The sequence below is a fragment of the uncultured Eubacterium sp. genome, assembly GCF_934561735.1.
Classification (GTDB): Bacteria; Bacillota; Clostridia; order Oscillospirales; family Acutalibacteraceae; genus Eubacterium_R.
This window is the reverse complement of the sequence record NZ_CAKTGT010000001.1, coordinates 420,839-434,770: the sequence shown is the minus strand read 5'-3', so window position 1 is coordinate 434,770 and position 13,932 is coordinate 420,839. Positions and strand designations below refer to the sequence as shown.

Genomic DNA, 13,932 nt, shown 5'->3' with positions numbered 1-13,932 from the left:
AAAACGATATAAACATTTGCCTCAACGGCAAAACAATAAAGAGCAACACAATTGATTATGCAATCAGCGTTAACAGCGGTGCGTCACTTACAATTACAGACTGCACCGACGGCGGCAAACTTGAATGTTCGATTGATAACTACGGTTCGTTTAATATGTACGCAGGCACGCTTCAAAACGGATATAATCTTTGTACAGAACCCGATTCAAAAATGGCACTCAGCGGCAATTCAAAATTCATCGGCGATGTATTTTCAACAGGAAACGCCGAAACTAAAATTGACGGCAACTCTGAATTTCAGGGCACGCTTATTATTCAAGAATTGACAAGCGACAGCCGTGCATATATCGGCGGAAATGCGAAAATCACAGGCAAAATTAAAATTTCCCTCCCACAGGAAAATGCCAAAATTGAAATAAAAGACAATATGATTATTGACGGTGATATTGAGTTTGATTACTTCACACTTAACAGCAACATTGTCTGCAATGGTAATATAATCAGCGGTATTTTTAAGGGAAATGTTGAAAACAACGGCACAATAATGGGCGGAACATTTTTCGGCAAGGTCACAGGCAACGGCACAATCGCCGACAGTGCAACGGTAAATGTAAACTTCAACCTTGACGGCGGTACGGGCACAACGCTCCAAAAAGTTTTGAGAGGTCAAAAACTTGCCGAGCCGACAAAGCCGTACAAATACGCTTACACCTTTGACGGCTGGTACAACGGAGAGCAAAAGTACGATTTTGACACTCCTGTGTTTGATGAAATCACCTTAACGGCAAAATGGAAATATGTGGGCGGTTCGTCAAGCGGTTCAACAATTGAACCTACCACCGAAAAACCGACCGAACCGACAACTATGCCGACAACAAAGCCGAACAAACAAAACAACAGCAAAAACACAAAAGACAAAACAGACAACAACTCGTTATCGGCAGGTGCAAAAAAAGCCGATGCAAACTCAAACAATTACGAAAAATCTCCGCTCACGGGCAACACATCAACATTTGCATCAATCATCAGCGCAGGCACAGGACTGATTATCCTTACCGCAATGAAGAAGAAAAAAAGGTAAATAAAAAAAGATATGACATAAGCCACATTTGACTTATGCCATATCTTTTTATTTTGCAAAGAATTTAACCGAAAATATTGCGATACCGAGAATGACAAGGATAACGCCGGTTACACGATTGAGCGTTTTAGGCTTTGCCTTATTGGCAAACAGAGCCGCAACCTGAGCAAAAACAAGTGTGCTGATTACGCACACAATAAGTGCCAAAGTATCGGGTTTGCCGCCTATTGCGAAGTGGCTGACGCATCCCGTAAGAGCGGTTACGCTCATAATAAAAACGCTTGTGCCGACAGCGGTTTTAAGTTCATATCCAAGTACCGAGGTGAGCACCAAAAGCATCATCATTCCGCCGCCTGCGCCGATAAATCCGCAAATAAATCCAACCATTGCACCGCAAAGCACGGAGCGAATTGCCTTTTGCTTAGCCGTTGCTGTTTGAAGCCGCTTTTTCGGTTCCGTAACCGGCTTTACAATAAATTTAACGCCGAGCAAAAATGTCATAAACACAGAAAAATTGCCCATTGTTGTCCTCGGCACAATGCTTGCAACATAACTGCCCACCATTGTAAAGCACAGAACGGACGCCATCATAATAAGTCCGTTTTTTATATCAAGGTTCTTATTTTTTCCGTAAGTATAGGCAGACACGGCACTTGCCAAAACATCGCTTGCAAGAGCAATACCTACCGCCATATACGAATCCATATCCAAAAATGTGATAAGCACCGGACTGATAACCGCAGCGGCACTCATTCCGGCAAAGCCCGTACCAAGCCCTGCACCCACACCGGCGATTATACAAATCAAAATTTTAAACAGCATATAATCATCTTCCAAATAAATATAAAAGGTATTATATAGCTTAAAAACTCACCCGTCAAGGCAAAAATCAACCCCGACCGCAAAGTCGGGGTAAAGTTTACAGATTGTTAAAACGAACTTAATGCTATATTAAAACAAATGACGGTGTACGATAACCTTGTGTTTCGTCACTATTAATCATCAAGTTTGTCATACTTTTTGATTTTGCTTTTGATAATAAAAAACAATACCCAAAAAACAATAGATGGTACACCATAAATTACAGCGTATATAATAAATACATCGCTCTTATTAAGTGATCCCGAGCCATCATAGACAAAAGCTGCAAATATACATCCATATATACCCGCGGCAAGCAGTGCAATTGCAATAATAAGAACAATTATATCAACAACTTTAAGCGCTTTCAATTTTTTTGGATTCATAAAAACACCCTAATTTAACCTTTCTGAATTTAACAGACGAACCAAGTTCACCCCTACGGTCTTTTTATTTTGTTTTGTACTGCTTGATAGGTAAGTTTTTGAATAAATCATATCCGCCCGAAGAAAATGTATCACTATTTCTCTTTCTGTAATCAAGCGGTGCTTTTTTGTATGTCTCAACAAAAACATAATATTTGTGATTACGCTTCAAGCCTTTGACAGTTGCAGAGGTTTGCTTTTTGTTTTTGATTTTGACGGTTTTTGTTCTGTTCAAAGGCGAATTTTTGTCTTTGTAATTGCCGTCATAGATTGTAATTCTATATCCGTCAAATTGACCCGATGACTTTTTCCAAGAAATTTTGTAGCCGTTTTTAATTCCCTGAACGCTTTTGATTTTTACTTTTTTAGGGAAAATGCTGAAATATCTGTTTATATACCCTGCATAATCACCCATAAAACGCACAGTAACTCTGTATCTCGAAACATTTATTCTTTCGCCGACATATTCAACGGTATAATCCACACCCTCAACAAGCAAATCGCCGTTTTCTTTGGTGCAAATCACTTTTGGCGTTTTTTGTTTGCCGTTGTAATAATAAAAGTCTTTACTCAAATTAACATTTGGGCAAGTGATTACCTCAACATCCTTTTTCTCACCGCAAATCTTACATTTTTGACCTTTTTCACCGTCAAGCCAATCTGTTCCGCCGTACAAGCCTCTAACAAATTTTCCCGATTCAACATATTCCTCATATTCGCAAATATGATTCGGTATGTACTCATCATCGGCAAAAACGGTTGTACCCGAAAATGCACACAGCACGGTCACCAATGCCAACAAAATGCTCATTAACTTTTTCATAAAAACATCTCCAAATCATATTATATGGCAGATTTAGCATCAAGGTGCTTCAATAACTCTTGTTACTTCATTCTTGCCATTGCTGTATTTAATTTTAATTAAGCACAATATGTCACATCCGGCGGAAGCTACATTTCCGTTTTCATCAAGCAATTCACGGCTGTATTCAATCCACAAATACCCGGTGCGGAAGAGTTTTTTGTATGTGACAATTTCGACATTGCTTTTATTGATTTTGTAACAGTCCTCGTCCGTAAATTTACACAATTTGTTCAGAGGTTGAGATATATTGCAGTCCTCTTTGCTTCCCGAATATGAAATTGCGGCTTTTACCTCGTTGAAAATCGGTTCAATTTGTTTGATTTTCTTGTCATTTAACTCGGAATTTAATGTTTCATACGCAATCACGCCAAAAGTTTGCCTGTATTTCTTGTTATCATTATACGCATCACTTTTGGGCAAAAGAAAAGCACATATGCAAACTGCAAAAGCAACAAATATTAAAGCTAAAGGAACAGCCGCCTTTTTCATCAAATCACCTCAAATTATACTACATGGACGGATATTGTCCGCCCATATGTTTATGTACTTCTCACCTTGATAATATCATACTTATATAAAATATTCAACATTAGAAATTACTCAATAGATTTTCACAAAAAGACCTCCTTTCCTGCTGTATTTGTGCCTTCACTATATACAACAAAACAAAGGAGATTTTTGGTTACAAAAAATCCCAATTTTTTTAAATTTAAAGGAAATATCATTTTTCAACAATATTTTCTGCCATTTTTATTATATTTTCCTTTTCATTTATCGGAACATCTATCATAAAACTATAATTAGAATCATTCCAAGTCAGTGTACAATTATAATTTTCTGTTATCAAATATGCTTTATAACCGTTTATTTTCAAATACTCTAAATTGTGTTCATTATCAATCGACATACTGCCGCCGACAACAGTTTGTGAAAATACGATTTCATCATCATTTTCATTTTTCCAAACAGACCAAACGCTATATTCACTTTTGTCATATTCAATAAGTTTATATCCGTTCGGAACAGAAGAAAGTGTATATTCGGTTTGCAAATAATCATATTCCGGTATAGAATCATCTGTTAACTCAATTGTAATATGTTTCGGAAATATCTTTTCAATAAAATCAATAGCTTTTCGGCGATTTGCAGATACCGACATCAAGCCTGTAAACATAACAACGATTGCAACTACTGCGGCAATGAGCGATTTTGAAATTTTACGGCGGGTTGAAAACTTAATCAGATGCTCTTTTGAAATAAGTTTTAACATTTTCTTTTCAAATTTAGGTGAAAATTCAAAAGTAAAAAACGACTTGTCAAGATAGTCTGTGTATTGGATTTTTTCAGCTTCGATAAAAGCATTTACAAACAGTTCCTTATTCGTCATTTTCATTTGCCCCCAAACTTTCAATCAACAACTTTTGCCACGGACAAGCTGTTGCTTTACGGTTGACACCTTTCTGCCGAGAAGCTCGGCAACCCTTGAAACGGGCATATCGCTGACATAATGATAAAACAGCACATCCTTGTATTTTTCGTCCAAGTTTACAATGGCTTTTACAACCTCGTTGTAGCGTTCCTTAATATCAAGGTTTGCGAAAAAATCATCATCTGAAACGACATCAAAATTTTCTATATCCACACTTTCGTATCTTTTATTTTTGCCAAGCATATTAATCGCCGTGTTTTTTGTCGCCTTAAGCACATAAGACAATGTTTGCACCGAAGCCACCTCACCTATTGAATCCATATTCTTTGCAATACCGATAAAAGCATTATGTACGGCGTCCTCGGCATCTTCATTGTTATGAAGCACCGACAAAGCGACATACATCATACGGTCACGATATTCATAATAAAGTTGTTCAAATTTTGATTTGTTTTGCTCATCATCAATGAGCATCATATAAAATGCCAGCATAAAATTTATCCTTCTACTATATACAACACTTCGTACACCAAAAACGGTTACAAAAAACACAAAATTTTTCGGTAGCAAAAAACGGCTCTGCTTCCATTAAACAGAGCCGTAAATTATTGCTATTTCTTCTTAATCTTGTTAAGTCGCTTATTGATTGTGAGGATTTGCTCTTTTGTGAACTTTCCGCCGAGCATCGAGAACGCACGCTTGAGTGCAAATCCCTTGGCAATGTCGAGCATGGTTTTGTTAATCTTGAAGCCCATCACCGACATACCGCCCGAAGATTTTTCTTTTTTCTTTTTCTCCTTTGGCTTGTCGGGTGACGAAAGTGCCTTTTTGAGCATCGGAATCATACTGAGAAGCACAATTTTGCCCCTAAAGGTTGCCATAATATCGCCCAAAGTGTCGTTTACGGAAAGGTAGCCCGTAGGGGTGTCAATCTCAAACCAGTTGATAACTGCACCCTCCTCTGCCATTCTGTAAGCCTCGTTGAAAGTGTCAACCTTTTTGATAACAGCGGTGTCCTCGCACTCGCCCGCTTTGGCAACAAGTGCGGTTTCGCCTGCATTTTCAACTTCAAAATGGAAGAACGGATACTTGCCCTTTGTCTGCTTGCCGACACTTTTGCCGTTTGCAAAAAGTTCAACCTCGTTTTGATTTGAATAAACGGTAACCTTGGTTACAGGCTCAACTCGGTCAACATATCTCTTTGAGCAAATATGCACCATAGGCTTGTCCGAAAGCCAAGCCTGATAAGCATAAAAACTGTCCTTTTTGTACTTGCGGTCAAAGGTCACAAGTCCCTTGTGATTCATACCGTTTTCGCCGCCCTCGCTTCTTGCGTCTGCGGCAAAGTCAAACATATTCCAAACATGAGTTGCCCACAAATACGGACGGTCGATAATCTGCTTGATTACCTCCTCGTGATAATACGCCTGATATTCCTCGGTGTAGTCGCCCTGTTCCGGAGTTGAAGTGTGCCAATTGAGAGCCTCGCAACCGTATTCGCTTATGCCGATTGCCCTGTTTGGATATTTTTTGTGGAAATCATCAAACCACGGACCGTACATTGAAACATTACCGCCGTACCAACCGAAATAATGGTTATACGACAAAATGTCGGAAATGTGCACATATTCCTCATCTATGCCACACATTGTGAGTGCCGCAAGAGTAGTCGGTCGGGTTTTATCAAGCGAATGAGCAAGGTCGTTGAGCATTTTGTGATTTTCAATCAAGCTCTTGTCACTTGCTCCGCCCATGGTAATCTCGTTTGACAATCCCCAAGTGACGATGCACGGATGGTTATAATTTTGGCAGATAAGCTCGGTCATCTGCGTTCTTGTATTTTCAACACCGTTTGGCATATGGCGGGAAATATACGGAATTTCCGCCCAAATCACAAGTCCCCTTTCATCGCACAAATCATAGAATTCCTGTGCGTGCTGATAGTGAGCAAGGCGGATTGTGTTTGCACCCATTTCGCAAATAAGGTCAATATCCTCCTTGTGGTGCTCATAGCTGAGAGCGTTGCCGATTTGCGGTCTGTCCTGATGGCGGGAAACGCCACGAAGCGGATATTCCCTGCCGTTGAGAATAAAGCCTTTTTGTGCGTCAACCTTGAATGAACGGACACCGAATTTTGTGCTGACTTCATCAACAGCCACGCCGTCAACAACAAGGCTTGCCTTGAGCGTGTAAAGATAAGGGTCAACTGTTCCGTTCCAAAGGCGGGCATCTTCTATAACAGCCTCGGCAGTCGGATTTTTGCCGTTTGCGGTTTTTGTGCAAACAACCTCGCCGTCTGCGATAATATCAAACTGAACCTCGCCGTCTGCAAATGCCTGCATAGTGATTTTTGCGTTTTTGCCGTCAACAACAGGAGTAACCGTAATGCCCGGTGCACCGTAATAATCCAAATCAAAATGAGCCTTTGGCACACCGATAAGTTTTACGCTGCGATAAATTCCGCCGTAAAATGTAAAATCTGCCTGCTGCGGATAAACAAAATCATTTGGCGAATTGTCTGCTTCAACAACGATTGTGTTGCTGTCCTTTATGCCGTCAAGTTTTGCCCTAAAGGTTGAATATCCGCCGTGATGAACGGCAATTTCCCTGCCGTTGAAAAGCACCTTTGCACTTGAATTTACACCGTCAAACTGAATGTAAACTTCCTCGCCGTCCGGCATATCGGCTTTTGCAATTTCCTTTTGATAAATGCAAGTGCCGCGATAATAATCGTTTCCGCCGTCCTGACCGTCTGTGCCGTTCCAAGTGTGTGGCAAATTGACTGTTTCTGTTTTATTTTCTTTGGTAAATGACCAATTTTCGTTTATTGTAATGATATTTCTCAAAATCATTCCTCCGATTTTTTATCTTTAATATTGTACAAGAAGTGCATACTGCATAAGCAGATAAGTGCACCGATAAGCGGCAATGCACCCGTCATAGTGTAGATTTTTTCAGGTACGCCCTTTGCCTGTGAAAGTGCATCGAGCTTTTCGCTGTATCCTGTCAAATCAAGTGAAAGAGCGATGATTGAAGCACCTACGCCCTGTGCAATTTTTCTGAAAAGAGAGTAGGTTGCGTAAATTGAGCCTTCCTCTCGTCTGCCTGTTTTTTCTTCTTGATAATCAATACAATCTGCAACAAGTGCCCACATAAGAGTGAGATAGAAGCAAGTGCCGAACATCGAAACACCGATGAATGCAATCCAAACATAAGGATTGTCAAATCTTACAAAAGTTGCAATACCTGCCGCAACGGCTGAAATTGCAAACGGATAAGTGCAAAGCTGTTTTTTTGTAAACTTCTTAAGCAGCGGCTTTGTTATAACAATACCCAAACCAATCGGAAGCCCTGCAATAATGGTGGCAATCGGAATAATATCTGTGTTTTTGAAGTAGCACATAAACACATATTGCATAGAATTTGTAACAGTCATCATCAACGCAAGGTAAGCAACCGAAGAAATTGTTACGCCCATCATAGGCTTATTCTTGAAGAATGAAGCAAGGGTTTTGAAATAATTGAACTTTTGCTCATTGTTAACCTTAGGCTCAACTCTTTCCGTTGTGAGTTTGCGAAGAAGAATGAACGATACAAAGCCGATAAGACCCATAACGCCCACAATATAGATGAACACATTGCCTCGTGGATTTGATGTGTTTGAATCGTAAACAAGTTTTGGAAGCAAAATCATTACAGGGATTTGTGCAAACATTGCACCGACACTTCGCCAAGTTGAAAGTGACGAACGCTCATCCGACTGCGTTGTGATTACAGACTGCATTGAACCGTAAGGCACATTTACGCTTGTGTAAGCGACGCTCCACACGCAGTACAAACCGAGGCACATTGCAATTTTGAGTGCATACGGTGCATTTGGAGCATAAATAAACATAAGAATACTTGACACAAGAAGCGGCAAACTCGCCCACTTAATCCACGGCTTGAATTTGCCGTCTTTACCCGGCTTTGAAGCGTCGCAAATGCCGCCGATAATCGGGTCGTTAATTGCGTCAAAAATCTTTGCAAGCAAAATAATAACCGCAAAATGCTTTGCCTTGATACCCATACAGGTGACATAAAACACCATAAGATAGTTGTTGATGAAAGCGAAGCTCATATTACAGCCGAAATCGCCAAGACCGTATCCTATTTTGTCACGCATACCGAAAGGTCTAACTTCTTTATTTTCCATAATTTACCCCTTTATTATTCTTGTTTATACAAAACTATTGCTTTTCACCCGATTTATTGAGCACCTTATAAAACAAATATGTTATCAAATAACCGAGCACCGCACCCAATGTGTTGTTGATTACATCATCCGTTTCGCTGACGCCGAGAGAAAAAACATATTGTACTGCCTCTATTGCCGTGCTGAACAGAAAAGCGAAAAGAAAAAACATCCACGGCTTTGTCTTTTTGCTTTTATTAAAACATGCATATACACAACCGAGCGGATAAAACATTGCAATGTTCATAACAATAACTCTAATCCACTCCTCGTATCCCGTCTGAAAATAGAGTTTCAGCGAGCGAAAAGGCTCTAAAACCAGTTCTCTTGTTTCACCGCCAAACCTGATAAAAACAGACGGACACAGTGCAATGACAACGCACAACACAAAGGCAATGCCCACAATAAAATTATTTTGCTTTTTTGATTGATACAAAAATTTGTAAACCGAACATAAGATTGACAAAACAACAAGTGACAGCAAAACAACAGTTTTATCCGTACAGTAAATAATGTGGATTATATCCTGCATATGTCACCTCGTCTGTCAAAAAAGAACATTGAGATACTTCAAGGTATCAACAATCTTTTTTTGGTGCTTTGCCTGTTCTTCTTTTCTTATCTTTTCCGTATTTTTAACAACTATTGACGGAGCAGCAGAAAAAATCTTCAAAAATTTCTTTTGAGTATCCTTATCAAGTGAACGCCAAGCCTCAGCACCGCCCTTAAGTGACGGAATAATATTATTTTTGACATCAAGGAGCCCTTCTTGATTGATTCCCGCTATCACAACATCAAAAACTTCGTCAAGTGCCTGCTCTTGCTCATCGGTAAGATTATCTACCAAGTCGTGCAAAATGCCGTCATTAAGTTTACCTACCGGCGTAAGGTCATCAACTCGCTTTAATCTTCTGCCGTCAAACTGCCATGAATACAAATCGTGCTGAAGCGGACCGAGAACCTGGTCGCTTTTAATTACGGTATAATCATAATCGTGTGCAAGCATCATACCGATAAACGACGATTGCGGCACAAAATGGCGATATTTAGGGAGCATTTCGGCATATGCCTCGCTCTCAAGATATGAATAATCCCAAAAACCCGGACCGTCATTGTTATATACTTTTAATATTCTGTCCCTAATTTCTTTTTTACAAAACAGGGTTGCATATTGAGCAATGAAGCCGCCCTTTGAATGACCGCAAACAATGATTTTGCCGTCAAACTTAGCAGCCGCTTTTTCAAGATATTCCGTTGCAAACATATTGGACGGAATACCTTTTTTGGTAAGAATGTCAATATCCTCTTTCCAGCCGATAAGGGTATCGTCTGTACCTTTGAAAAGCACAACAACATCTCCGTTAGGGAGCAAAAATGTTGCCGCCTCAAACTGAACGGCAGGCTTTTTTTCATAAATACGCACTGCGGCAACAACCTTCATTTCGGCAAAACGCTTTTTCGGAGCCATTGCCATCATAACCTCGCTTATGTACTTTTGAAGAACTAAACCGACAGGCTCATGCTTTCTGCCTCGTAAATCAAATATCTTGTTTGCAACCTCATCATACGGCACGGGTTCGTCATCAAAACTGTCCGAAACGGCAAGGTCAAGAGGCATATAATACATATCGCAAAGAGCAACATTGTCAGCTTCACCAAACGGAACATCGCAAAACGAGATGTCACCGTACTTTTCTATATAATCAATAACATTAGGCATAAAAATCACTCCATTTAATGTAAATATATATTGATTATAACAAAAAAATTACACAATTTCAATCAAAAAACTATGTAATTTGTACAAACACTGCTCATTAACAGTAAAATCCTGCAATATGCCAACAAAAGCGACAGGAAATGACATATATATAATGTAATATTATTATATATTATATAAAAAAAGCGATTCGAAAATCGAATCGCTTTTGACTGTCGATAAAGCTCCTGAAACACGCCAAAATAATATCAACCGAATTATGCCTCCCATTGATGCAAGGGGAGGTGGCAACACGAAGTGTTGACGGTGGGGTTTTAAAAATGCTGTAAGTATCGAACTTACAGCATTTTTGGCGTTTTTCGTTTTTTGCGAACAAGCGGTACCATCGTACAGCAAAGTTCGCAAGAAAACGAAATTCAGAAACTTTCTCAACAGCCTACAGCTTGCCAAAAATAAAGCGACCCTAAAGTTTCGGGTCGCTTTTAAAATTCCTATTTGATTACTTAATTCTTGGCTTAACTCTGCGTTTTTCTTCCTTATGCTTCTTATCTGCCTCAAGAGCAGCTTCTGCAAGCTTTGCAGGAGAACCGCAGCACTTCTTGTACTTCAAGCCGCTTCCGCATGGACATGGATCGTTTGGACCAATTTTCTTATCCTTACGGATTGTAACAGCCTTTGCTGTTTCAGGTTCGTCACCGCCCGAAGTTGTTGAAGTAACCTGTGCAACAGCCTTACGCTGAACATCCGACTTATGGATAGGCATAAGTGTAAGCATCATCTTTGCCGTATCTTCTCTGATGAGTGATGTCATTTCATCAAACATATCGTATGATTCCATACGGAAGATAACAACAGGGTCTTTTTGAGCATAAGAACGAAGGTGAATACCTTGCTTCAAGTCTTCCATAGCGTCAATATGATCCATCCAGTATGTATCAACATTTCTGAGGATAACCATTCTTTCGAAATCCTGGAACATATCGTAGCCGAGAATCTTTTCTTTTTCTTCAAGAATCTTATGACCTCTGTCTTGGAGAAGTTCTACTGTGTCTGCAACTGTGAGTGAATCAATATCCTTGAAATCATCATCTGTTGCAATATTCCAATCCTTGTACTTTTCACGAAGGCCGTCAACATTCCAATCAGCCTTTGACTCGCCTGTGAAGTAGTTTGCAACGGTTTCTTCAATATTTGTATCAAGCATCTTGTTAACTGTTTCTGTAAGGTCAACACCGTCAAGAACCTGATCACGCTGGCTGTAGATAAGCTCTCTTTGACGGTTCATAACATCGTCGTATTGGAGAGTGTTCTTACGGATAGCAAAGTTCTTGCCTTCTACCTTTTGCTGTGATGACTCGATTGTCTTTGAGATAAGGCGGGATTCGATAGGCATATTTTCATCATCTGTAAGCTTGCCCATCATCTTCTGCATTCTGTCGCCGCCGAACAAACGCATAAGGTCATCTTCAAGTGAAAGGAAGAACTGGCTTGTACCCGGATCACCCTGACGACCCGAACGACCGCGGAGCTGGTTATCGATACGACGGGCATCGTGTCTTTCTGTACCGAGAATGAACAAACCGCCTGCTTCTCTTACCTTATCTGCTTCGTCCTTGATTTCTTCCTTGAACTTAGCTTCAAGCTCAATAAATGTCTTACGGGCACGAAGGATATCCTCATCATCAGTATCGCCGAAGCCTGTTGCTTCTCTGATTTGCTCATTTGTGAATTCCATCTTCTTCATTTGAGCCTTAGCAAGGAATTCTGCGTTACCGCCGAGCATAATATCGGTACCACGACCTGCCATATTTGTAGCGATTGTAACAGCACCGAACTTACCTGCCTGTGCAACAATCTCTGCTTCCTTTTCGTGGTTCTTTGCGTTGAGAACCTTATGTTCAATGCCCTCTTTCTTCAAGAGCTTTGAAAGTTCCTCGGACTTTTCAATGCTGATTGTACCAACAAGAACAGGCTGTCCCTTTGCGTGGCATTCTTCGATTTGCTTAATTACATTGTAGTACTTGCCCTTTTCTGTTTGGAAAATAACATCAGGCTTGTCCACACGGATAACAGGCTTGTTTGTAGGAATTTCAACTACATCAAGCTTGTAAATTTCGTCAAATTCGTTTGCTTCTGTTGAAGCTGTACCTGTCATACCGGAAAGCTTCTTGTACAAACGGAAGTAGTTTTGGAAAGTGATGGTTGCAAGAGTCTTGCTCTCGTGCTCAACCTTAACGCCTTCCTTAGCTTCAAGAGCTTGGTGAAGACCCTCGTTATATCTACGGCCTTCCATAATACGGCCTGTAAATTCGTCAACGATTTTAACCTGACCGTCTTTAACAACATAGTCGATATCTCTTGTCATAACACCGTGAGCCTTAATAGCCTGATCGATGTGGTGACGGAGTGTTGTGTGCTCAATATCCATAAGGTTATCAACCTTAAAGAATGCTTCGGCCTTTTCAACACCGCTCTTGAGGAGGGTTGCTGTCTTTGCCTTTTCGTCAACTACATAGTCGCCCTCATATTGTTCTTCCGTATCTTGCTTGTCATCGGTTTTTGCAACCTTTGTCATAGTAAGAGTGTTGGCAAAAATATCTGCCTGGCGATAAAGGTCTGTTGAAGCGTCACCTTTACCGGAAATAATAAGAGGAGTACGAGCCTCATCGATAAGGATGGAGTCAACTTCATCGACGATGGCAAATGAATGACCTCTCTGAACCTTACGGTCTTTGTAAGGAACCATATTGTCACGAAGATAGTCAAAGCCCATCTCGTTGTTTGTGCCGTATGTAATGTCGGCATTGTAAGCTTCCTGACGCTCTGCATCGCTCTTTTCATGAACGATAAGACCAACGCTCAAGCCGAGGAAACGGTAAATCTTACCCATCCATTCGGAGTCACGCTTTGCAAGGTAATCGTTAACTGTTACGATATGTACACCCTCACCCGAAAGTGCATTAAGATAAGCCGGAAGTGTAGCAACAAGAGTCTTACCTTCACCGGTCTTCATTTCGGCAATTCTGCCTTGGTGAAGAACGATACCGCCGATAAGCTGTACATCAAAGTGACGCATACCGAGAACACGCGAGCTTGCTTCACGGCAAACTGCGAATGCGTCAGGGAGAATATCATCAAGTGTTTCTCCGTTTGCAAGTCTTTCTTTAAGAACAGGAGTTTGTGCTGCAAGCTCCTTATCATCCATGCTCTGGTACTTATCTTCCAAAGCATTGATTTTGTCAACTATCTTGCGGAGCTTTTTAACCTCGTGCTTTGAGTAATCTCCGAAAATAGCTGTTACAAATTTGTTAGCCAT

The 13,932-nt window shown here is 40.4% G+C and carries 12 protein-coding genes; 1 reads left to right on the top strand and 11 read right to left on the bottom strand.

The window, feature by feature from the left end:
• On the top strand, positions 1 to 1,082 hold a 1,082-nt coding region (locus tag Q0E08_RS01875; protein ID WP_294775592.1), incomplete at its 5' end, for an InlB B-repeat-containing protein.
• Positions 1,083 to 1,130: 48 nt separating this feature from the next.
• Here the strand turns inward: Q0E08_RS01875 and Q0E08_RS01870 are convergent.
• The 11 genes from Q0E08_RS01870 to secA all read right to left on the bottom strand — a co-directional run bounded on the left by Q0E08_RS01870 (position 1,131) and on the right by secA (position 13,932).
• Positions 1,131 to 1,904 carry a sulfite exporter TauE/SafE family protein gene (locus tag Q0E08_RS01870; RefSeq protein WP_294775590.1) on the bottom strand — a complete coding sequence of 258 codons (774 nt, stop codon included), beginning with the start codon at positions 1,902 to 1,904 and terminating at the stop codon, positions 1,131 to 1,133.
• Between the two features lie 173 nt (positions 1,905 to 2,077).
• On the bottom strand, positions 2,078 to 2,329 hold the full coding sequence (locus Q0E08_RS01865; protein ID WP_294775588.1) for a hypothetical protein: 252 nt from the start codon (positions 2,327 to 2,329) through the stop codon (positions 2,078 to 2,080).
• A gap of 64 nt (positions 2,330 to 2,393) precedes the next feature.
• Complete coding sequence (locus Q0E08_RS01860) at positions 2,394 to 3,191, bottom strand: fibronectin type III domain-containing protein (RefSeq protein ID WP_294775585.1); 798 nt, start codon at positions 3,189 to 3,191, stop codon at positions 2,394 to 2,396.
• A 39-nt stretch (positions 3,192 to 3,230) separates the two neighbouring features.
• Positions 3,231 to 3,722, bottom strand: coding sequence for a hypothetical protein (locus Q0E08_RS01855; RefSeq protein ID WP_294775583.1), 492 nt, complete (start codon positions 3,720 to 3,722; stop codon positions 3,231 to 3,233).
• Positions 3,723 to 3,954: 232 nt separating this feature from the next.
• Positions 3,955 to 4,620 carry a DUF4367 domain-containing protein gene (locus Q0E08_RS01850; protein WP_294775579.1) on the bottom strand — a complete coding sequence of 222 codons (666 nt, stop codon included), beginning with the start codon at positions 4,618 to 4,620 and terminating at the stop codon, positions 3,955 to 3,957.
• Positions 4,621 to 4,644: 24 nt separating this feature from the next.
• A complete protein-coding gene (locus Q0E08_RS01845) occupies positions 4,645 to 5,154 on the bottom strand; it encodes an RNA polymerase sigma factor (protein ID WP_294775576.1) in 510 nt (169 codons plus the stop codon).
• Positions 5,155 to 5,273: 119 nt separating this feature from the next.
• A complete protein-coding gene (locus tag Q0E08_RS01840; protein ID WP_367118512.1) occupies positions 5,274 to 7,508 on the bottom strand; it encodes a glycoside hydrolase family 2 TIM barrel-domain containing protein in 2,235 nt (744 codons plus the stop codon).
• Positions 7,509 to 7,510: 2 nt separating this feature from the next.
• On the bottom strand, positions 7,511 to 8,857 hold the full coding sequence (locus tag Q0E08_RS01835) for an MFS transporter (protein WP_294775569.1): 1,347 nt from the start codon (positions 8,855 to 8,857) through the stop codon (positions 7,511 to 7,513).
• Positions 8,858 to 8,891: 34 nt separating this feature from the next.
• The gene (locus Q0E08_RS01830) at positions 8,892 to 9,428 is read right to left on the bottom strand and encodes a VanZ family protein (RefSeq protein WP_294775566.1); all 537 of its coding nucleotides are present in this window, start codon (positions 9,426 to 9,428) and stop codon (positions 8,892 to 8,894) included.
• Between the two features lie 15 nt (positions 9,429 to 9,443).
• Complete coding sequence (locus tag Q0E08_RS01825; RefSeq protein WP_294775563.1) at positions 9,444 to 10,616, bottom strand: Mbeg1-like protein; 1,173 nt, start codon at positions 10,614 to 10,616, stop codon at positions 9,444 to 9,446.
• Positions 10,617 to 11,115: 499 nt separating this feature from the next.
• A complete protein-coding gene (gene secA, locus Q0E08_RS01820; RefSeq protein WP_294775561.1) occupies positions 11,116 to 13,932 on the bottom strand; it encodes a preprotein translocase subunit SecA in 2,817 nt (938 codons plus the stop codon).